The organism is Bacillus subtilis subsp. subtilis str. 168 (genome assembly GCF_000009045.1).
GTDB lineage: Bacteria > Bacillota > Bacilli > Bacillales > Bacillaceae > Bacillus > Bacillus subtilis.
The window spans coordinates 2,400,935-2,422,801 of record NC_000964.3 but is presented as its reverse complement, the minus strand read 5'-3'; the positions used below and the strand labels follow the sequence as shown (position 1 = coordinate 2,422,801).

Here is a 21,867-nt window from a genome sequence, read left to right as displayed (position 1 = left end):
GATGGAAATCATCAACTGGCTGTCTTTAGCCATGATTCCAATCATTATTGCCGGAATTCTTCTTTATGGAACGATCAAAAAGGTTCCGACATATGAATCGTTTGTCGAAGGCGGGAAAGAGGGGATAGAAATTGCCTTTTCCATTATCCCCTATTTAGTCGGAATGCTTGTCGCTATAACTGTTTTCAGATCATCAGGCGCGCTTGATTTTATAATGGATCTTTTAAAACCGGCTTTCTCCGCTATCGGCATCCCTGCTGAAGTAGTGCCGCTTGCTCTGATCCGCCCGATCTCCGGTACGGCCGCACTTGGAATGACGACCGATTTAATTGCAGTATACGGGCCCGATTCCTTTATCGGCAGGCTGGCTTCCGTCATGCAGGGATCTACAGATACAACGCTTTACGTACTGACTGTGTATTTCGGAGCAGTCGGCATTAAAAAAATGGGTGATGCATTAAAGGTGGGACTTCTTGCAGATTTAATCGGCGTAGTTGCATCTATCATCATCGTTACGTTATTATTTGGGAGCGCCTGAAAACGGCGTTTTTTTTAGATTTGGCATAGGAATTTGAAAAAGCTTGTTTGTTAAGGTTGAAAAAAGTAAGATAATACTTGAGGTGAAAGACATGGAAAGACTGCAAAAAGTGATTGCTCATGCCGGAGTTGCGTCGCGCAGAAAGGCAGAAGAGCTGATTAAAGAAGGAAAAGTAAAGGTGAATGGCAAAGTAGTAACAGAGCTAGGTGTTAAGGTCACCGGTTCTGATCAGATTGAGGTAAACGGGTTAAAGGTTGAACGCGAAGAGCCGGTTTACTTTCTCTTATATAAACCAAGAGGCGTTATTTCCGCAGCGCAAGATGATAAAGGACGCAAAGTGGTGACGGACTTTTTTAAAAATATTCCGCAGCGCATTTATCCGATTGGGCGTCTGGACTATGATACGAGCGGTCTTTTGCTTTTAACCAATGACGGCGAATTCGCCAATAAGCTAATGCATCCTAAGTATGAAATAGACAAAACATACGTGGCGAAGGTGAAAGGAATCCCGCCTAAAGAGCTGCTCAGAAAGCTGGAGCGCGGAATTAGGCTGGAGGAAGGCAAAACAGCGCCTGCTAAAGCGAAGCTGCTGTCTTTGGATAAGAAAAAGCAGACAAGCATTATTCAGCTGACGATCCATGAGGGACGCAACAGACAAGTGCGCCGCATGTTTGAAGCGATCGGACATGAGGTAATCAAGCTGAAGCGTGAGGAATACGCGTTTTTAAACCTGCGAGGCCTGCACACGGGCGATGCCAGAGAGCTTACGCCTCACGAAGTAAAAAGGCTCAGAGCACTGGCGGATCACGGTAAAAACGCTTTCTAAATTTCACATAACCTTCAAAAAGTAAGAAATGTGAAATGAACGTGCAATGATATAATTGAATGGATCTGCAATAGGGGGAAGGGGGCAGTGGACAATGAAGAAAAAAAGGCGTTTATTCATTCGGACCGGCATCCTTCTCGTTTTAATCTGCGCACTCGGCTATACCATTTACAACGCTGTATTTGCCGGCAAAGAGAGTATATCCGAAGGGTCCGACGCACCGAATTTTGTCCTAGAGGATACGAATGGGAAACGTATCGAGCTCAGTGACTTAAAAGGGAAAGGTGTTTTTTTGAATTTCTGGGGTACATGGTGTGAACCGTGCAAAAAAGAGTTTCCTTATATGGCAAACCAATATAAGCATTTTAAAAGCCAAGGTGTTGAAATTGTCGCTGTAAATGTTGGGGAGTCAAAGATAGCAGTACATAATTTTATGAAATCCTACGGAGTCAATTTCCCGGTTGTTCTGGATACAGATCGCCAAGTGCTTGATGCCTATGACGTATCTCCGCTTCCGACAACCTTTTTGATCAATCCGGAAGGAAAAGTTGTCAAGGTGGTGACCGGCACTATGACAGAAAGCATGATACACGATTATATGAATCTCATAAAACCCGGAGAGACTTCGGGATGAAGCAAGTCAAATGTGAATGCGGACATATAAACCCGGTCGGAACCGTTTTATGCGAATCGTGCGGAAGAGCTCTTCAGGAAACTCAACCTCCGCTCGCTGATATGAGATATGACGGAAGCGCAAGACGTTCGCAAACCTATAACAAAACGATCATCGACAAAATTTGGAATTTCTTTTCCTCGGTTAAGGTGGGAATATGGCTTATCGTCATAACCCTTGCCGCATCAGCGTTCGGCACCATTTTTCCCCAGGAAGCCTATCTGCCTCCGGGCGCACAGGCTGATACTTATTACAAGGAGCAGTACGGCACGTTTGGCCAGCTTTATTATTTGCTCGGGTTTCATCATTTATATGGTTCTTGGTGGTATTTGCTGCTCATTGCCTCGATCGGCATTTCACTCGTGATTTGCAGCCTTGATCGGGTCATTCCGTTGTATAGAGCGTTAAAAAACCAAGGTGTCAGAAGGAGCCCGGCCTTTTTAAGAAGGCAGCGCTTGTTCAGTGAAACAGTTACTGTACTGAACGGGGAATCGAAAGAAAAGATAGTTACTCTATTAAAGAAAAAACATTATAGAATCAGAGAAAAAGAGGGCAGCATTCTTGCTGAAAAAGGACGCTTTTCCCGCTGGGGCCCGTATGTCAACCACATTGGATTGATCATCTTTCTGATTGGTGCGATGCTGAGATTTGTGCCTGGCATGTACGTCGATGAGACGCTTTGGGTCAGAGAAGGCGAAACCGCAGCAATTCCGGGTACAGACGGAAAATATTATTTGAAAAACAATCAATTCAGCGTAGAGACCTATAACAGCAAAACGGAAAAAAAGGTATTTGCAGATGCCATTGACAGAGTCGGGGACGGTAGAGTGGCAAAGAACTTTCAAACTGATGCCGTACTCTACAAGAGAGAAGGAAAAATTGTTTATGGCGAGAAGCCGAAGCTGGAAAAAGTAACAGAAGAAGACATCCGTGTCAATCAGCCGCTGCGTTTTGATTCTTTTTCCGTTTACCAGGTGGATTACAAAGAGAATCAGCTTGACCAAATGGTGTTCCAGCTGATTGATAAAAAAACAAAAAAATCCTTTGGGAGCCTGAAGATCAACCTTCTGGATCCAGATTCAGTCTATGATCTTGGTAACGGTTACAAGGTGGAAATCGCCAGCTACCTGCCTGACTTCTATTTTAATCAGGACGGAGAGCCGAGCACAAAAACAAAGATCCCTAACAATCCGGCTTTTGTCTTTAATATCATAACGCCGGACAAACCGAAAGGCGAAAAGAGCTTTGTCGCCATCCAAGAAACCATCGAAGGATCAGGCAATAATAAATACAAGCTGAAATTTGACCATGTCGAAACGAAAAACATTACTGGACTTACAGTCAGAAAGGATCTGACACTCTGGGTGCTTGCTGTCGGCGGAGCCATTTTTATGATCGGTGTCATTCAAGGTATGTACTGGCAGCATCGAAGAATTTGGCTGCACTCACAGGACGGTGCAGTTATGGTAGCAGGGCATACCAATAAAAACTGGTTTGGCCTGAAGAAGGATTTAGCATTTATATTGGCTGATTCCGGACTGACTGAACCGGTGGACCAAAAAGAATTAATCAAAACACAGAAATAGGCGAAAAGGGAGTGATGTCATGGCAGAGCTGAGCGGAAATTTTCTTTATGCGGCCTTTCTTGTGTATTTAATCGCTGTCCCAATCTTCGGCGGGGCCATACGCGGGAATAAAGATAAAAAGGGCAGGCCAAACCGATGGGCCAACATTGGAATCACCCTTTCTATTGTCGGTTTTTTCTGCCACCTAGGATATTTCATCACAAGGTGGGCTGCAAGCGGCCATGCGCCTGTCAGCAATATGTTTGAATTCACCACCGCTTTTGGCATGATGCTTGTTTTGGCGTTTATCATTCTTTATTTTCTCTATAGATTGCCTTCATTAGGCCTGTTTACGCTGTCAATTGCTTTATTGCTGATTGCCTACGCCAGCATGTTTCCGACAGATATCTCGCCTTTAATTCCTTCGCTCCAAAGTAACTGGCTGTATATTCACGTAACAACGGCCGCGCTTGGGCAAGCTATACTTGCCATCAGCTTTGTCGCTGGTGTCATCTTTCTTTTGAAGCATGTAGACCAGACAAAGCCAAGCAAAAAGACCTTCTGGCTTGAAGCGATTATGTTTATCCTGGTCACAACCGTCGCCTTTATTGCAATCACATCGGCATTTCGTCTTGCAGGCTATGAAGCGGAGTTTAACTGGGTGGACAAAAGTAAAGAAAAAAGCGTGATGGTGTACGAAATGCCCGCGCTTGTCGGTCCGCATCAGGGAGAGCTTTTGACCGAAGGAAGAATGGAACCGCTTGTTGATCTTCCCGCGCTTTTCTCAGGCAGAAAAGTGAACACTGTCATTTGGTCATTTGGAGCAGGTCTTGTGTTGTATGGGGCTCTCCGTCTGATCATCAGAAAAAGAATCAGCGCTCTATTACATCCGCTGGTGAAAAACGTCAATCTTGATCTGGTGGATGAGGTTGGGTACAGGGCCGTATCAATCGGATTTCCGATCTTTACACTCGGCGCGCTGATCTTTGCAATGATTTGGGCTCAGCTCGCGTGGACCAGATTTTGGGGCTGGGACCCTAAGGAAGTATGGGCGCTGATCACATTTTTGTTCTATGCCGCTTACTTGCATTTAAGACTGTCAAGAGGCTGGCACGGTGAGAAGTCAGCATGGCTGGCCGTAATCGGTTTTGCTATTATTATGTTTAATTTAATATTCGTAAATCTTGTGCTTGCCGGACTTCATTCTTATGCATAGTCCTTTGAAAGCGACACAGTTCTCAAACTTTCTCACGATTTGATAAAATGAAAGTAACAGAAGGAAAGCAGGGGGAAAACATGGACCAAACGAACGAAACAAAAATATTAGTAGTTGATGACGAAGCCAGAATTCGCCGCCTTTTAAGAATGTATCTTGAACGTGAAAATTATGCTATAGATGAAGCTGAAAATGGTGATGAAGCCATTGCCAAAGGGCTTGAAGCCAATTATGACTTAATTTTGCTTGATCTGATGATGCCGGGGACTGATGGAATTGAAGTGTGCCGGCAAATTCGTGAAAAAAAAGCGACACCCATTATTATGCTGACCGCAAAAGGAGAAGAAGCAAACCGGGTGCAGGGGTTTGAAGCGGGAACAGATGATTATATTGTTAAGCCGTTCAGCCCGAGAGAAGTCGTGCTGCGTGTAAAGGCCCTTTTGAGAAGAGCATCCCAAACCTCTTATTTCAATGCCAATACACCGACGAAAAATGTGCTCGTGTTTTCACATCTGTCAATAGACCATGATGCTCACCGCGTAACAGCTGATGGAACAGAAGTGAGCCTGACGCCAAAAGAGTATGAGCTTCTATATTTCTTAGCGAAAACGCCTGACAAGGTGTATGATCGGGAAAAGCTTCTGAAAGAAGTGTGGCAATATGAGTTTTTTGGTGATTTACGGACAGTGGACACTCACGTCAAACGCTTGAGAGAGAAGCTGAACAAGGTATCTCCGGAAGCTGCGAAAAAAATTGTCACCGTATGGGGTGTAGGTTATAAATTTGAGGTCGGCGCTGAATGAAATTTTGGAAAAGCGTAGTAGGCAAGCTGTGGTTTACGATCCTTTCACTCGTCTTGATCGTATTGTTCATTTTAACGGTTCTTTTGCTGGAGTTTATTGAAAACTACCATGTGGAAGAAGCTGAGAATGATTTAACACAGCTTGCGAATAAAGTTGCTGTCATCCTAGAAAATCACGAGGACCAGGCACTGGCAAGGTCAATCACTTGGGAACTCGCTGATAACTTAACAAGCATTGCCATCATCCAGGATGAGAAGAACCACTGGTATTCTCCGAATGATAAAAATCGCCTGTCGTCTATTACGGTTGAGCAAATACAGCATGACAAAGACTTAAATAAAGCTCTCAAAGACCATAAAAAAGTAAGCAAACGGACGGGACTGAGCGATACAGACACGGATAATGAACGCCTGATTGTAGGTGTCCCGTATGAAAAAGACGGAAAGAAAGGCATGGTCTTTTTATCCCAGTCTTTGCTTGCCGTTAAAGATACAACAAAACATACGACCCGCTATATTTTTCTTGCCGCTGGAATTGCGATTGTGCTGACCACATTTTTCGCATTCTTTTTATCAAGCAGGGTCACGTACCCTCTCCGAAAAATGAGAGAAGGCGCGCAGGATTTGGCGAAGGGCAAGTTCGATACAAAAATCCCGATTTTAACTCAGGATGAAATCGGTGAACTGGCGACCGCTTTTAATCAAATGGGCCGGCAGCTTAACTTTCATATCAATGCGCTCAATCAAGAAAAAGAGCAGCTTTCTAACATTTTGAGCAGTATGGCTGACGGGGTTATTACCATTAATATTGACGGTACGATTCTTGTGACCAACCCGCCGGCTGAACGTTTTCTTCAGGCTTGGTATTATGAACAGAACATGAATATCAAAGAAGGCGACAATCTTCCGCCTGAAGCAAAAGAGCTGTTTCAAAACGCTGTCAGCACTGAAAAAGAACAAATGATTGAGATGACGCTTCAAGGCAGATCATGGGTGCTTTTGATGTCGCCGCTTTATGCGGAATCGCACGTCAGAGGAGCGGTTGCCGTACTGCGTGACATGACAGAAGAACGCCGCCTTGATAAGCTGCGGGAGGACTTTATCGCAAATGTCAGTCATGAGCTGAGAACACCGATCTCCATGCTTCAGGGATACAGTGAAGCAATTGTCGATGACATTGCAAGCTCTGAAGAAGACCGGAAAGAAATTGCCCAAATCATTTATGACGAATCGCTCCGAATGGGCCGTTTAGTTAATGATTTGCTTGATTTAGCCCGAATGGAATCAGGCCATACAGGCTTACATTATGAAAAAATCAATGTGAATGAGTTTTTAGAAAAGATCATTCGGAAGTTTTCCGGTGTTGCGAAAGAAAAAAATATTGCTTTAGATCATGACATTTCTCTCACAGAAGAGGAATTTATGTTTGATGAAGACAAGATGGAGCAGGTATTTACCAATTTGATTGATAACGCGCTGCGGCATACTTCAGCCGGCGGCAGTGTCTCCATTTCAGTCCATTCTGTGAAGGATGGATTGAAAATTGATATCAAAGACTCCGGGTCTGGCATACCGGAAGAAGATCTGCCATTTATCTTTGAGCGGTTTTATAAGGCAGATAAAGCGCGGACAAGGGGCAGAGCAGGAACCGGGTTAGGGCTGGCTATCGTTAAAAATATCGTGGAAGCCCACAACGGATCAATTACTGTGCACAGCCGAATAGATAAAGGAACAACATTTTCTTTTTATATTCCGACAAAACGGTAAAATCGAGTCTGAATTTGCCGAAGAATCTTGTTCCATAAGAAACACCCGCTGACTGAGCGGGTGTTTTTTTAATAGCCAACATTAATAAAATTTAAGGATATGTTAATATAAATTCCCTTCCAAATTCCAGTTACTCGTAATATAGTTGTAATGTAACTTTTCAAGCTATTCATACGACAAAAAAGTGAACGGAGGGGTTTCAAATGGAAGAAACCTTTCAATTATTATATGATACATATCATCAAGATTTGTACCAATTTTTATTTTATATGGTAAAGGATAAAAACCAGACAGAAGACCTTCTTCAAGAGGTTTATATCCGGGTATTAAATTCTTATCATACGTTTGAAGGAAGAAGCAGTGAAAAAACATGGCTTTTGTCTATCGCACGCCATGTTGCGATAGACTGGTTCCGTAAACAGCAAACAATCAGACAGCGTATACTCGGTACATTTGACTGGGATACACAGGATGTCAGGGATCAGCAATTGCTGCCGGACGAACTTGCGGTTCAACATGAAAATGTCCGGGAAATTTATGCTGCGCTTGATCAATGTACAATCGATCAAAGAGCTGTGATTATCTTGCGGTTTATTCAGGGATATTCAATACAGGAAACAGCCAAGGCTCTGCGCTTCTCGGAAAGCAAAGTAAAAACGACCCAACACAGAGGGCTCAAAGTACTTCGGAAACATATGGAGCTTTTGAGGGAGGAGCTAATGGATGATGAAGTCAGAATGGAACGAAGAACAGATAAAGGAGTTGTTAAGTCAACTTCCGGCAGTTAAAGACCATCGTTCGCCTCAGGATATTTACAAGCGGCTGACGATGGCAAAGCGTAAAAATAAGCCCGCTGTCAGGTGGATTGGCCCCGCGTGTGCCGCTGCAATTGCGGTTTATATCGCCTTCATTATTTCTCCTCATTTCTTTGATCAGGCACAGCCTCAACAAAAAGAAGCGTCCCAAGAGAACGCAGTAACGAAAACTGAGACAGAAGACAGCCCAAAAGCTGCATCGTCCTTGGATCAGACATCGTTTGTCGTTCCTGAAAAGGAACAAGACAATTACATCACTGTAGCGGTTGCTGATGCCGATACATCTGCAATCATACCCGTCAGCATTCAAAAAACAAATGCAGACCAAACGATCCAGGATATGCTGTTTGAAAGTAGTGAATTGGGCATCCTTGATCATGCCATTACAATTCCAACCTTCATAGATGAAGTAGAAATAAAGGAAAAACCAAAGCAGAAGGAATTAAGTATACGAGTCCATCAGCCAGCTACGGCATTTTCTATAAAAGATGATACACTGTTAAAAAAATTGCTTAAAGAATCCTTAAAATGGAGTCCTTATGAAAAAGTCAAATTTTTATCGGATCAAAATGAGACTGGGGTTCGGATTGGCTCATATGGCACTTTTACGGAAATTTCGATTCCCAAACAGTCAAAACGATCCTACTACTTGTACCAAAATAAACAAGGACAAGACTTTCTCGTTCCGTCAAATCATTCTTTTGATACAGTAAAAGAAGCGATTAAGGAAATGGAATCGAGCAGCCAAGAAGATACGACACCTCTTATTCAAGCGGGTGCTGTCCAATCTGTAACGAAGAAACAGAAACACTTATATATCCGCTTTTCAAAGGAGTCAGAAGTTGATGATTCTATTGCCGGTATTTTAATGATTGAGGGACTACTTTTGACTGCAAAAGAGTTTGGCTTCACAGAAGTGACCTTTACGGAAACCAGAACGAAAAAAATCGGCAAATATGACATATCAGATGCAATTCCGGTGCCAGCTGCTCCAAATCCGATTTCCTTAAACTAAAAAGAGCCCTTTAAGGCTCTTTTTTAGTTGCTATTCATATAATAGAAATTTTCAAAAAAAAGTTGTACGTGTATAATAAAACAAGGTAAAGATTGAAAGGATTTGAGACGAGTGAACGTGTTAACGATTAAAGGAGTTTCCATCGGGGAAGGGATGCCGAAAATCATCATTCCGCTGATGGGAAAGACGGAAAAACAAATTCTGAATGAAGCAGAGGCAGTAAAATTACTGAATCCGGACATTGTTGAATGGAGAGTCGACGTATTTGAAAAAGCGAATGACAGAGAAGCGGTCACAAAGCTCATTTCTAAGCTTCGTAAATCTTTAGAAGACAAGCTATTTCTATTTACATTCAGAACCCACAAAGAGGGCGGGAGCATGGAGATGGACGAAAGCTCCTATCTTGCTTTGCTGGAATCGGCAATCCAAACAAAAGACATCGATCTGATAGACATCGAATTATTTTCAGGAGATGCAAATGTAAAAGCGTTAGTATCGCTGGCGGAAGAAAACAACGTCTATGTGGTGATGTCAAATCACGACTTTGAAAAAACACCTGTAAAAGATGAAATTATTTCCAGACTTCGAAAAATGCAGGACTTAGGCGCGCATATTCCAAAAATGGCTGTCATGCCGAATGATACTGGAGATCTCCTAACACTGCTTGATGCGACGTATACAATGAAAACAATATATGCAGACCGCCCCATTATTACAATGTCAATGGCTGCAACAGGGCTCATCAGCAGGCTGAGCGGTGAGGTTTTTGGATCGGCTTGTACTTTTGGAGCTGGAGAAGAGGCGTCCGCACCAGGCCAAATTCCTGTTTCTGAGCTAAGGAGTGTCTTAGATATTTTGCATAAAAACACACGGGGATAGAACAATAAAAAAACTCAAGCTATATAGCTTGAGTTTTTTTAATTATGGCAGATCAATGAGCTTCACAGACACAATATCAGGGACATTTGTTAGTTCTTTCACAATTTTATCTTCCAGATGTCTGTCAAAGGAAAGCATCATGATGGCTTCTCCGCCTTTTTCCTTACGGCCAACCTGCATAGTTGCAATGTTAATATCATTATCTCCGAGAATACGTCCTACTCGGCCGATGACACCTGTTGTATCTTGATGCTGGATATACACCAAGTGACCAGTCGGATAAAAATCAATATTAAATCCATTGATCTCGACAATTCGTTCTCCGAAATGAGGAATATACGTAGCCGTTACAGTAAAGGTGCTGCGGTCTCCTGTCACTTTTACGCTGATGCAGTTATCGTATCCAGATTCAGAAGAGGAAATTTTTTCACTGAAGCTAATGCCGCGTTCTTTTGCGACACCCCCGGCATTGACCTCATTAACAGTAGAGTCTACGCGCGGTTTTAAAAAGCCTGACAGAAGGGCTTTTGTAATGAACGATGTTTCAAGTTTAGCAATTGTGCCTTCATATTGAATGGCAACATCCTGTACTGGTTCTTTCATGCACTGTGATACAAGGCTGCCAATTTTTCCTGCAATTTGATGGTAAGGCTTAATTTTAGCAAATTCATCTTTTGTCATGGCAGGCAGGTTGATAGCTGACATGACAGGCAGGCCTTTTGCGAACTGCAGAACTTCTTCTGACACTTGGGCGGCGACATTGAGCTGTGCTTCTTTCGTTGATGCTCCCAAGTGAGGAGTGGCAATGACTAATGGATGATCAACAAGTTTGTTGTCAACTGGCGGTTCGACTTCGAAAACGTCAAGCGCTGCTCCCGCAACATGCCCGTTTTCCAAAGCTTCGAGAAGTGCTGCTTCATCGATAATTCCGCCTCGCGCACAGTTAATTAAGCGAACGCCTTTTTTCGTTTTTGCAATCGTTTCTTTATTCAATAAGCCTTTTGTTTCTTTTGTTAAAGGCGTGTGAACGGTAATGATATCCGCACTTTCAAGCACTTCTTCAAATGTACGGCTGTTTACGCCGATTTTTTTCGCTCTTTCTTCCGTTAAGAAAGGATCAAAAACGTGCACAGTCATACCGAACGCTCTCGCACGCTGTGCAATTTCACTTCCGATTCGGCCTAATCCTACAATACCAAGCGTTTTTCCATAAAGCTCTGAACCGACATAAGCTGTGCGGTTCCACTCTCTGGATTTCACTGAGATATTAGCCTGCGGAATGTGTCTCATTAAAGAAGAGATCATTGCAAATGTATGCTCAGCTGTCGAAATGGTGTTGCCGTTCGGAGCATTGATCACGATTACCCCGTGTTTCGTAGCCTCATCAATATCGATATTATCGACACCGACACCGGCTCTTCCGACAATTTTTAAAGAAGTCATTTTGTTGAAAAGGTCTTCTGTTACTTTTGTCGCGCTTCGCACCAAAAGAGCATCAAAAGTATGTAATTCATCTTCTGCATCTGCTACGTTTTTTTGAACGATTTCAATAAAGTCTGATTCAATAAGTGGCTGTAAACCGTCGTTGCTCATTTTGTCTGAGACCAATACTCGAAACATCGTTAGATTTCCTCCTAAATTGACAAACTAAATATCTGATAATTTAACATATTCTCAAAAGAGTGTCAACGTGTATTGACGCAGTAAAGGATAAAAGTAAAGCCTAATAAATCAATGATCTGACAGCTTGCAGGTAATATATTTAATTTGAAGCAATTCTCTATACAGCCAACCAGTTATCGTTTATAATGTAATTAAATTTCATATGATCAATCTTCGGGGCAGGGTGAAATTCCCTACCGGCGGTGATGAGCCAATGGCTCTAAGCCCGCGAGCTGTCTTTACAGCAGGATTCGGTGAGATTCCGGAGCCGACAGTACAGTCTGGATGGGAGAAGATGGAGGTTCATAAGCGTTTTGAAATTGAATTTTTCAAACGTTTCTTTGCCTAGCCTAATTTTCGAAACCCCGCTTTTATATATGAAGCGGTTTTTTTATTGGCTGGAAAAGAACCTTTCCGTTTTCGAGTAAGATGTGATCGAAAAGGAGAGAATGAAGTGAAAGTAAAAAAATTAGTTGTGGTCAGCATGCTGAGCAGCATTGCATTTGTTTTGATGCTGTTAAATTTCCCGTTTCCGGGTCTTCCGGATTATTTAAAAATCGATTTTAGCGACGTTCCCGCAATTATTGCCATTCTGATTTACGGACCTTTGGCGGGTATTGCCGTAGAAGCGATAAAAAATGTTCTTCAGTATATCATTCAGGGAAGCATGGCCGGAGTTCCTGTAGGGCAAGTTGCGAATTTTATTGCAGGAACACTCTTTATATTACCGACTGCTTTCTTATTTAAAAAACTCAACTCAGCAAAGGGCTTGGCTGTCAGCCTGCTTTTGGGAACTGCAGCGATGACCATTTTAATGAGTATTTTAAATTATGTTCTGATTCTTCCGGCATACACGTGGTTTTTACATTCACCGGCATTATCCGACAGCGCGCTAAAAACAGCAGTCGTCGCAGGTATCCTGCCGTTTAACATGATAAAAGGTATTGTAATTACGGTTGTATTCTCACTAATTTTTATCAAGCTTAAGCCATGGATTGAGCAGCAGCGAAGTGCACATATCCATTAAATAAAAAAGCTCCCGTTCGGGAGCTTTTTTTAGTTACTTCTATTCAAATTTAAGCGGGTCGCCTTCAAATGGCTCATCCGCCACTTTGATGGAATCAGTAGGGCATCCTTCAAATGCGTCAATCATATCTTCTTCCAGTACCTCAGGAACTTCGACAACACCTTTGTTTTCATCAAGCGTTACGAACGCGATGCCTTCATCATCGTAATCGTAAATGTCTGGTGCAGCAGCTCCGCAAGCGCCGCATGCAATACATGTATCTTTGTCTACGATTGTGTACTTTGCCATGAATAAAACCTCCCAGATTGTTCTTGGTGGAACAAATGGATCAATCTTTATATTTAATCAATTTAACACCTATTCCTCTTACTTATTGTAATGATGTTGCTGCCACATTTCAACAGAAAAATGATTGAGAATGCTTATCACATAAGGGGTTATCTACATAACATCCCCCTTAATGATGACTTTAAACGTCGATTTCTGTTTGAAATCTGTTAAAATAAAAAGAGCAAATCAACGATTTTTGTCAGGAAGAATGTAGGTGGATAGGTTGTCATTAAATTACTTCGATATTATGGTTCTCGATTGTCTTTGCAAAATAAACGGGGAACGGTCGGGAAGCGCTGTTTTTCACCTATTCAAAGGCAAGAGATCGTCACAGACCATTCAAGATGCCGGCTTATTTCAGACTGCAAAATACTTTGGAATGGCGGCAAAATGTTCGAGAAGCGATATTTCTGCGTCGCTTGACAAGCTTGAAAAGCATTCATATCTCGCGCCAATGTCTGAATCAGATACATACAAAGTGACAGCCAGCGGCGCAGCAGTTTTGAGACATGCCCTTAGCGAGCGGCCTTGGCCCGTTCATTGTCACGGCGCTCATTATCAGCAGGCTGCCGGCGTGCTTTGGAAAAGGCTTTCGCTGCTTGTGCAGGTCCTATCCCATAAACAGCAAGGGAGCAGGCAGTATATCCCTGTCACAAAGGATCATAAGACACTTCACTGGGTAAAGAAATACCTGTCCCGGCATACGGATCATATAGAGATGGCAAAAAGCCTTTTTGCCATGCTTGAGGCGCATTTGAAAAAGATTGAAAACAAAGCAGCGCAAATTTTTGTCTACTCCTTAACCTCGCACCATCGGATCGGTTATACGAGCAGGCAGCTTGCTGATACGCTGAAAGAAGACGAATGGTATGTCTATATCATGTTTTGGGCTTCGGTACATTATTTTATTCATTCTCTTCCGGAGTGTGAAGATGCTTTGTTAAAGGATCTCCTTTCTGATGTGCACTTAGATAATGCCCTGACAGAGTCGACGAGGAAAACATGGCAGATGGTCAAACAAGGGTTTCCGATACAGCGAATTGCTGAAATCAGAAAGCTGAAAACAGCGACGATTGAAGACCACATTGTCGAGATTTCTCTCCATGAGCCTGCGTTTATGATTAATGACTATGTATCAGCAGAAGACCAGCTTCAAATCGCAGAGTTTGCCAAACGGATGCGGACGAATAAAATCAAACAAATTCGCGACGGGCTGGAACAGCGGTTCAGCTACTTTCAAATCAGACTGGCATTGACAAAGCAGGTGCAGCAATATGACTAAATTACAGCAAACGTTATATCAGTTTTTTGGTTTTACTTCCTTTAAAAAAGGGCAGCAGGACATTATTGAAAGCATACTCAGCGGGAAGGATACCATTGCAATGCTCCCGACTGGGGGAGGGAAATCGCTTTGCTACCAGCTGCCTGGTTATATGCTTGATGGCATGGTATTAATCGTTTCTCCACTGCTTTCTTTAATGGAGGATCAGGTGCAGCAGCTCAAAGCCCGGGGGGAAAAGCGTGCTGCAGCTTTGAACAGCATGCTTAACAGGCAGGAAAGACAATTTGTTTTAGAACATATTCATCGATATAAATTTTTGTACTTGTCTCCTGAAGCTTTACAGTCTCCATATGTATTGGAAAAATTGAAAAGCGTTCCGATTAGCCTATTTGTTATTGACGAAGCGCATTGTATTTCTGAATGGGGACACGACTTCAGGCCTGATTATTCAAAGCTCGGACAGCTGAGAAAAAAACTTGGACACCCACCCGTTCTGGCATTGACCGCCACGGCTACAAAGGAAACGCTGCAAGATGTCATGAACCTGCTGGAGCTGCAGCATGCTGTACGCCATCTCAACTCAGTCAACCGCCCAAACATCGCACTGAGGGTTGAAAATGCGGCGGATACTGCCGAAAAAATAGATAGGGTCATTCAGCTGGTTGAAAACCTGCAAGGTCCGGGAATTGTTTATTGTCCAACACGGAAATGGGCTAAGGAATTAGCGGGTGAAATTAAAAGCAAAACGAGCAGCAGAGCCGACTTTTACCATGGCGGTTTGGAGTCAGGGGACAGGATTTTAATTCAGCAGCAGTTTATTCATAACCAGCTTGATGTGATATGTTGTACGAATGCGTTTGGAATGGGTGTCGATAAACCTGATATCAGATATGTGATTCATTTTCATCTCCCGCAGACGGCAGAAGCTTTTATGCAGGAAATCGGCAGAGCGGGACGCGACGGAAAGCCGAGTGTCAGCATTTTGCTGCGGGCGCCAGGGGATTTTGAATTGCAGGAACAAATTATCCAGATGGAGAGTGTCACAGCTGAAGAAATCGCCGACGTAATCCGTGTGCTAGAGAAGACGGAGGAGCGGGATGAGAGAAGGCTGCGTGACGTATTACTTCAGTATGGCGTCGGAGAGACACAGGCCCGTATGATGATTCATCTCTTTATGCAGGGAAAAACATCAGTTGAACTGATGAAGAAAGAAATTTCATATCGCATGGAGCTGAAGCTGGAAAAAATGCACCGTGTATCATTTTTGCTTCAGCGTGACGGCTGTTTAAGGCAGGCACTGTTAACCTACTTTGATGAATCATACGAGCCTGATGACGGAAACCTCCCGTGCTGTTCACATTGCGGTTTTGATTTATCCTTGTATGAACAAAAAGGGGAACGGAGTAAAATGGCGCCATTAGACAGCTGGAGTTCGGAATTGCACCGGATATTCAGCTTGCAGACTGTAGGTGAGCTGAACTGAAACAGCAAAAAGATTATATTCAGCATATGACTGACCATGATATGCTGAAGCAGTTATATTTGACGCAGCTACTCATCATCTTTGCCGCTGCTGCAGCAGGACTGTTCTTTTTTGAGGATGTACGGGACGTATTAAAGCTCTGGGACATTCGCGATATGCGAATCATCTGGTATGGTGTTTCTATAGCTGTTATTGTTATTTTAGCCGATATGGCAGTAATGAAATGGTTTCCGTCTCATTTATATGATGACGGCGGAATCAATAAAAAAATATTCAGTAAGAGGTCAATCCCTCATATTATATTTTTAACGCTTCTGATTGCTTTCGCGGAAGAAATGTTATTCAGAGGAGTGCTGCAGACTCATATCGGTTTATGGACGGCCAGCCTTATATTTGCCGCTCTGCACTTTCGGTATTTGTCAAAATGGCTGTTATTTATTATGGTGACAGCAATCAGCTTTTTGCTCGGTCTGATGTATGAATGGACCGGCAACTTATTTGTTCCGATGACGGCGCATTTTATCATTGATGCCGTGTTTGCCTGTCAGATTCGTTTTGAACATGTGAGGAGGGATAAACATGACGAACATGTCGAGAGTAGAGAGAAGAAAAGCCCAGAATCTTTATGAAGATCAAAACGCCGCATTGGCGGACGATTATGTCGATGATGGAGAAAGCCTTCCGACAAGACAATCTGTAAAAAATCAAAGAGAACAGAAAAAAAAGCAAGGCAAAACAAAAACGCCATTATTCACAGTACTCGCAGTAATATTTGTATTTGTGCCGGTTATCGTTTTAGTCACCTTATTTTATCTAAAGAGCCACCCGGATAATCATGACGATTATGAAGATGTTTTTATTGACAGCAGCCAAAGCAAATATGAGGTTGTCCCGAAATCAGAGGATAAAAACGATACCGCAGACACTAAAGAAACCGCACTGCAGAAGGAGTCAAAAAAAGAGCCAGAAGATTCCAAGCCAAAAGAGCAAACAGCTGCTGATAAGAAACAGACTGCTGTAGCGGAAAAAGAAGACTCGCCAAATAAGGAGGAAGCAACCGCCGCGGCTGCTTCCTCTTCCCAATCAACAGTACAACAGCAAGAACAGCCAGCTGAGCCAGTTCAAAATGTGCCGAATCGCGTTGTCAAGCACACCGTCCAAAAGAAAGAAACGCTATACCGCATTTCCATGAAGTATTATAAAAGCCGGACAGGAGAAGAAAAAATTCGAGCATATAATCATCTGAATGGAAATGATGTTTACACCGGACAAGTTTTGGACATCCCTTTAATGGATGAATAGGGTATTATTTTTATTTTACGTTCATATATTGTAGCAATGAAAATGGACAAGGTGTGAAGCGTATGGAATCCTTATGGAATCAGCTGGATCAGTTTACAGACGCGCCGACCAAACAGATGCTCCAAGCGCTGGTAAAACGAAAACAAAAATTCGAAAATTATGCAGCACAATGCCGCAGATGGCGATGGGCTTCACTTATCTGCCTAGGCTTATTATGTGTTATGATCATGATCAAAAGCCCGGAGCCTCAGCTTATACTTCAAGAAATACTTAGCCATACCTTTTATTTATTTTGGATGCTGGCAACCGCTTTTGCCTACTGCACTTCATATTATTTCAAGAAAAAGGAAGAAAAATCCGAGACTGATTTCCATAAACTGAGATGTGAAATTATTCAGAAAAGCACTGATCTCTGGCCGCAGCCCGATAAATGGAAGGCGAGAGAGTCTGTTTTTCATATGATGAAGCACAAATATGACATTAATCTATATTTTGAAAGTAAATAAAATGGGGCGTTTTCTCAAACGATAGAAACGTCTTTTTTTATTGTCCGTCTTATTGATAAGTTCTAAAAAGAATGGAGAGTTTTTTATGAAGCTATCAGTGAAAATTGCCGGTGTACTAACTGTTGCGGCAGCGGCAATGACGGCAAAAATGTATGCAACAGCAAAAGGCAATCATTTGAAGACACATACGTTTCCTTTATCAAAGATGAAGGGCAAGCCGCCTCTGACAATCTTTTTTATTTCAGACATTCACAAACGTCTCATCGATCAAGACCTTTTAGAAAAAGCGCGAAGCCATGCCCCCCACTTGGTTATAATCGGCGGTGATTTAGCTGAGGGCGGGGTGCCCAGTGCGAGAATCGAGGAAAACATCAAAAGGCTCGTACATTTCGGGGTCCCTATCGTGTTTGTGTGGGGGAATAATGATTATGAAGTCAGGCAGCATAAGCTGTATTCCATATTTAAAGCGCACGGCGTCATCACTCTGAGAAATGAGTCAGTCCCGTTTTCATACAATGGGCATACGATTGCGATTGCGGGGGTTGATGATATCAGGATGGAGATGGATCATTATGAGGAAGCCATCAAAGAACTTGATGAAAGCCAGCTGAATATTCTGGTTTGCCATAATCCGGAGATTCATGAACAAATCAATGAAGATGACGGTATTGATGTGATACTCAGCGGACATACCCATGGAGGCCAGATCAGGTTTGGAAAATTCGGTCCTTATGAACTGGGGAAAACAGGTATTGTTAAAAACGCGGCATATCTGATCAGCAACGGCTACGGCACGACAAAAGTGCCTCTTCGTTTAGGTGCTGAGCCTGAAACTCACATTGTGACTCTTTGCGGGCCAGAATAACTTCTAAAAAGCAAAAATCCGTATGGCAATAAAAACTGCATTGTGCTTGTCTTACTAGTGAACTCAGTGTAAACTGATAACAATTAAGAACCTATGACTCATCATCTCATATAATGTGTTATATGATTTGTGTGCAAGTAGAGGCAGGAGGGAACGTTATGCGGCTTGAGCGTCTGAATTATAATAAGATCAAAATCTTTTTAACCCTCGATGATTTGACAGACCGGGGATTGACAAAAGAAGACCTCTGGAAGGACTCATTTAAAGTCCACCAGTTATTTAAAGATATGATGAATGAAGCAAATACAGAGCTCGGCTTTGAAGCGAATGGACCGATTGCAGTGGAAGTGTATTCTCTCCAAGCACAAGGGATGGTCGTGATTGTAACAAAGAACCAAGACGCCGATTCAGAAGACGATGAGTATGATGATGATTACATCGAAATGCAAGTCAAGCTTGATGAAAGCGCGGACATCATATATCAATTCCATTCCTTTGAAGATATCATTCAGCTTTCAGAAAGCTTACAGCGAATCGGTATCACAGGGGGAACTGTCTACCACTATGACGGGCAGTACTTTTTAAGCCTTGAAGATCTAGGGTCACATACGGCTGAAGGGGTTGTGGCGGTTCTGGCTGAATACGGCAATCCGACAACTTTAACGATTTATCGCCTGCAAGAGTATGGTAAGCTCATTATGGACGGTAATGCCGTAGAAACGATACAAACTCATTTTTCATAAGAATGCAACGGAAAACTGCTGATTTCAGCAGTTTTTTTTCGTTAAAAAACATGGAAAAACATAACGTTTATTCTATGCACAGATCATATGAAGGTGTATACTATTCTCTGAAAGGGAGCATGTGAGAAACAGAAGATTCTAGGAGGTTAACTCAAATGGCAGCCGATCGAAACACCGGTCATACAGAAGAGGACAAACTTGATGTATTAAAATCAACCCAAACCGTAATACATAAGGCTCTGGAAAAATTGGGATATCCCGAAGAGGTATACGAATTGTTAAAAGAGCCGATGAGATTATTAACGGTAAAAATACCTGTTCGTATGGACGACGGTTCAGTAAAGATTTTCACAGGATATCGTGCGCAGCACAATGACTCTGTCGGTCCAACGAAAGGCGGGATACGTTTTCACCCGAACGTAACAGAAAAAGAGGTGAAGGCGGTGAAGGCGCTTTCAATTTGGATGAGTTTAAAATGCGGCATAATTGATCTTCCATATGGCGGTGGTAAAGGCGGAATTGTTTGTGATCCAAGGGATATGTCGTTTAGAGAGCTGGAGCGTCTGAGCAGAGGGTATGTCAGAGCGATCAGCCAAATTGTCGGCCCGACAAAAGACGTGCCGGCACCGGATGTATTTACAAACTCACAAATCATGGCTTGGATGATGGATGAGTATTCAAGAATTGATGAATTTAATTCGCCTGGATTTATTACAGGCAAACCGCTTGTGCTTGGCGGATCTCACGGGAGAGAATCTGCGACAGCAAAAGGTGTTACCATCTGTATTAAAGAAGCGGCTAAGAAGAGAGGCATCGATATTAAAGGTGCGCGTGTCGTTGTCCAAGGCTTCGGAAACGCGGGAAGCTATTTGGCAAAATTTATGCATGATGCGGGGGCAAAAGTTGTCGGCATCTCAGATGCGTATGGCGGACTTTATGATCCGGAAGGCCTTGATATCGATTATTTACTCGACCGACGCGACAGCTTCGGTACCGTAACAAAGCTTTTCAACGATACCATTACCAACCAAGAGCTGCTGGAGCTGGATTGTGATATTCTCGTTCCTGCTGCGATTGAAAATCAAATTACAGAAGAAAATGCCCATAATATCCGGGCTAAAATTGTCGTTGAAGCAGCGAACGGACCAACAACGCTTGAAGGAACAAAAATTCTTTCAGACCGGGACATTCTGCTTGTACCAGACGTGCTGGCAAGTGCCGGTGGCGTAACAGTTTCTTATTTTGAATGGGTTCAGAATAACCAAGGCTTCTACTGGAGTGAAGAAGAGGTAGAAGAAAAATTAGAAAAAATGATGGTCAAATCATTTAACAATATTTACGAAATGGCTAACAACCGAAGAATTGACATGAGGCTCGCTGCATATATGGTCGGCGTTCGCAAAATGGCTGAAGCTTCGCGTTTTAGAGGCTGGATATAAGTTGATGATTTGCATAAAAATAAAAAATCTCCTATGATAAAATAGGAGATTTTTTTATTCGGAAATAGAAAATATGAAGTGAAATGCCAATCGCAGGAGTTGACAGAAATGATTCAAGAAAAAGCAATTATTATAGGCGGAGGACCTTGTGGACTATCTGCTGCCATTCACCTAAAACAAATTGGCATTGATGCCCTCGTCATCGAAAAAGGCAATGTCGTTAACAGTATTTACAATTACCCGACGCATCAAACCTTTTTCAGTTCAAGTGAAAAGCTCGAAATCGGAGATGTGGCATTTATTACAGAGAACAGGAAGCCTGTCAGAATTCAGGCTTTATCGTATTACCGGGAAGTCGTTAAACGGAAAAACATCCGTGTTAATGCGTTTGAAATGGTGCGTAAAGTGACGAAAACGCAAAATAACACATTCGTTATTGAGACGTCAAAAGAGACCTACACGACGCCATATTGTATCATCGCCACAGGCTATTATGATCATCCAAACTATATGGGCGTACCCGGTGAGGATTTGCCGAAAGTATTTCATTATTTTAAAGAAGGCCACCCGTATTTTGATAAAGATGTTGTTGTCATCGGCGGGAAAAATTCAAGCGTGGACGCCGCCCTTGAACTCGTGAAATCTGGGGCGCGTGTCACAGTTTTATATAGGGGCAATGAGTATTCTCCGAGCATTAAGCCGTGGATTCTGCCGGAATTTGAAGCTCTCGTCAGAAACGGTACAATCCGTATGGAATTTGGAGCTTGTGTCGAAAAAATCACCGAGAATGAAGTTGTGTTTCGCTCCGGAGAGAAAGAACTCATTACCATTAAAAATGATTTTGTATTTGCCATGACAGGCTATCATCCCGATCATCAATTTCTTGAAAAAATTGGTGTTGAAATTGATAAAGAAACAGGGCGTCCATTTTTCAACGAAGAAACGATGGAAACGAACGTTGAAGGTGTCTTTATTGCCGGTGTTATTGCTGCGGGAAACAATGCAAATGAAATATTTATTGAAAACGGCAGGTTTCACGGGGGGCATATCGCAGCGGAAATCGCCAAAAGAGAAAACCATTAAAGATGAGGAGCATATGATGCATTCGTATGCTCTTTTTGTTTTTTTAAGT

Annotated in this window: 22 protein-coding genes and 1 other RNA gene; 21 read left to right on the top strand and 2 right to left on the bottom strand. The window is 42.7% G+C overall.

Translation table 11 applies throughout. The annotated features are described in order from the left end of the window. Position 1: 1 nt before the first annotated feature. From spmB to aroC, 10 genes are all read left to right on the top strand, one after another. The gene (gene spmB / locus BSU_23170; protein ID NP_390198.2) at positions 2-538 is read left to right on the top strand and encodes a spore maturation protein; all 537 of its coding nucleotides are present in this window, start codon (positions 2-4) and stop codon (positions 536-538) included. Between the two features lie 91 nt (positions 539-629). Further along, positions 630-1,364, top strand: a complete 735-nt coding sequence (rluB, locus tag BSU_23160) for a 23S rRNA pseudouridine 2633 (=2605 standard) pseudouridine synthase (RefSeq protein ID NP_390197.2) — start codon at positions 630-632, stop codon at positions 1,362-1,364. A 94-nt stretch (positions 1,365-1,458) separates the two neighbouring features. Then, positions 1,459-1,998, top strand: a complete 540-nt coding sequence (gene resA, locus BSU_23150; protein ID NP_390196.2) for an extracytoplasmic thioredoxin involved in cytochrome c maturation (lipoprotein) — start codon at positions 1,459-1,461, stop codon at positions 1,996-1,998. After that, complete coding sequence (gene resB, locus BSU_23140) at positions 1,995-3,623, top strand: factor required for cytochrome c synthesis (protein NP_390195.1); 1,629 nt, start codon at positions 1,995-1,997, stop codon at positions 3,621-3,623. Before resA ends, resB begins: the two co-directional genes overlap by 4 nt. A 19-nt stretch (positions 3,624-3,642) precedes the next feature. Beyond that, the gene (gene resC, locus BSU_23130; protein ID NP_390194.2) at positions 3,643-4,818 is read left to right on the top strand and encodes a factor required for cytochrome c synthesis; all 1,176 of its coding nucleotides are present in this window, start codon (positions 3,643-3,645) and stop codon (positions 4,816-4,818) included. A gap of 80 nt (positions 4,819-4,898) precedes the next feature. After that, positions 4,899-5,621 (top strand): two-component response regulator (ResD / ResE), encoded by a 723-nt coding sequence (gene resD, locus BSU_23120; RefSeq protein NP_390193.2) that lies wholly within the window; start codon positions 4,899-4,901, stop codon positions 5,619-5,621. After that, a complete protein-coding gene (gene resE, locus BSU_23110; RefSeq protein ID NP_390192.1) occupies positions 5,618-7,387 on the top strand; it encodes a two-component sensor histidine kinase (ResD / ResE) in 1,770 nt (589 codons plus the stop codon). Before resD ends, resE begins: the two co-directional genes overlap by 4 nt. Positions 7,388-7,590: 203 nt before the next feature. After that, a complete protein-coding gene (gene sigX, locus BSU_23100; RefSeq protein ID NP_390191.2) occupies positions 7,591-8,175 on the top strand; it encodes an RNA polymerase ECF(extracytoplasmic function)-type sigma factor sigma(X) in 585 nt (194 codons plus the stop codon). Continuing rightward, positions 8,111-9,217, top strand: a complete 1,107-nt coding sequence (rsiX, locus tag BSU_23090) for a negative regulator of sigma(X) activity (RefSeq protein NP_390190.2) — start codon at positions 8,111-8,113, stop codon at positions 9,215-9,217. Before sigX ends, rsiX begins: the two co-directional genes overlap by 65 nt. A 111-nt stretch (positions 9,218-9,328) precedes the next feature. After that, entirely contained in the window at positions 9,329-10,096 is a 768-nt protein-coding gene (aroC, locus tag BSU_23080) for a 3-dehydroquinate dehydratase (RefSeq protein ID NP_390189.1), read from the top strand. A gap of 42 nt (positions 10,097-10,138) precedes the next feature. Here aroC and serA read toward each other — a convergent pair whose 3' ends face one another. Then, entirely contained in the window at positions 10,139-11,716 is a 1,578-nt protein-coding gene (gene serA, locus BSU_23070; protein ID NP_390188.2) for a 3-phosphoglycerate dehydrogenase, read from the bottom strand. Between the two features lie 197 nt (positions 11,717-11,913). Between serA and fswB the strand changes: the two genes are divergently transcribed. Continuing rightward, an RNA gene (fswB, locus tag BSU_misc_RNA_78) (flavin mononucleotide riboswitch) lies at positions 11,914-12,221 on the top strand. After that, entirely contained in the window at positions 12,213-12,785 is a 573-nt protein-coding gene (fmnP, locus tag BSU_23050) for an FMN permease (protein NP_390186.1), read from the top strand. The genes fswB and fmnP overlap by 9 nt, the downstream gene beginning before the upstream one ends. Positions 12,786-12,824: 39 nt before the next feature. Here fmnP and fer read toward each other — a convergent pair whose 3' ends face one another. Further along, a complete protein-coding gene (gene fer / locus BSU_23040) occupies positions 12,825-13,073 on the bottom strand; it encodes a ferredoxin (protein NP_390185.1) in 249 nt (82 codons plus the stop codon). Between the two features lie 265 nt (positions 13,074-13,338). On the opposite strand from fer, the gene gmmB reads away from it, so the two are divergent. The 9 genes from gmmB (at position 13,339) to ypdA (ending at position 21,818) form a co-directional block, all read left to right on the top strand. Beyond that, a complete protein-coding gene (gene gmmB, locus BSU_23030) occupies positions 13,339-14,397 on the top strand; it encodes a subunit of the platform for genome maintenance machinery (RefSeq protein ID NP_390184.1) in 1,059 nt (352 codons plus the stop codon). Beyond that, entirely contained in the window at positions 14,390-15,880 is a 1,491-nt protein-coding gene (gene recS, locus BSU_23020; protein ID NP_390183.1) for an ATP-dependent DNA helicase, read from the top strand. The genes gmmB and recS overlap by 8 nt, the downstream gene beginning before the upstream one ends. A 59-nt stretch (positions 15,881-15,939) precedes the next feature. Then, entirely contained in the window at positions 15,940-16,509 is a 570-nt protein-coding gene (ypbD, locus tag BSU_23010; RefSeq protein NP_390182.1) for a conserved membrane protein of unknown function, read from the top strand. Further along, entirely contained in the window at positions 16,460-17,182 is a 723-nt protein-coding gene (gene ypbE / locus BSU_23000; protein NP_390181.1) for a putative enzyme possibly involved in cell wall turnover, read from the top strand. Before ypbD ends, ypbE begins: the two co-directional genes overlap by 50 nt. Positions 17,183-17,244: 62 nt before the next feature. Continuing rightward, positions 17,245-17,688 carry a hypothetical protein gene (gene ypbF / locus BSU_22990; protein NP_390180.1) on the top strand — a complete coding sequence of 148 codons (444 nt, stop codon included), beginning with the start codon at positions 17,245-17,247 and terminating at the stop codon, positions 17,686-17,688. An 85-nt stretch (positions 17,689-17,773) separates the two neighbouring features. Then, on the top strand, positions 17,774-18,553 hold the full coding sequence (gene ypbG, locus BSU_22980) for a putative phosphoesterase (RefSeq protein NP_390179.1): 780 nt from the start codon (positions 17,774-17,776) through the stop codon (positions 18,551-18,553). Positions 18,554-18,711: 158 nt separating this feature from the next. Further along, positions 18,712-19,296 carry an adaptor to ClpC; regulator of competence and sporulation gene (gene mecB / locus BSU_22970; protein NP_390178.1) on the top strand — a complete coding sequence of 195 codons (585 nt, stop codon included), beginning with the start codon at positions 18,712-18,714 and terminating at the stop codon, positions 19,294-19,296. Positions 19,297-19,451: 155 nt separating this feature from the next. After that, on the top strand, positions 19,452-20,735 hold the full coding sequence (gudB, locus tag BSU_22960) for a cryptic glutamate dehydrogenase (active after removal of a 9 bp insert) (RefSeq protein ID NP_390177.2): 1,284 nt from the start codon (positions 19,452-19,454) through the stop codon (positions 20,733-20,735). Between the two features lie 108 nt (positions 20,736-20,843). Next, on the top strand, positions 20,844-21,818 hold the full coding sequence (ypdA, locus tag BSU_22950) for a putative bacillithiol biosynthesis thiol disulfide oxidoreductase (protein NP_390176.2): 975 nt from the start codon (positions 20,844-20,846) through the stop codon (positions 21,816-21,818). The last annotated feature ends 49 nt before the right edge of the window (positions 21,819-21,867 follow it).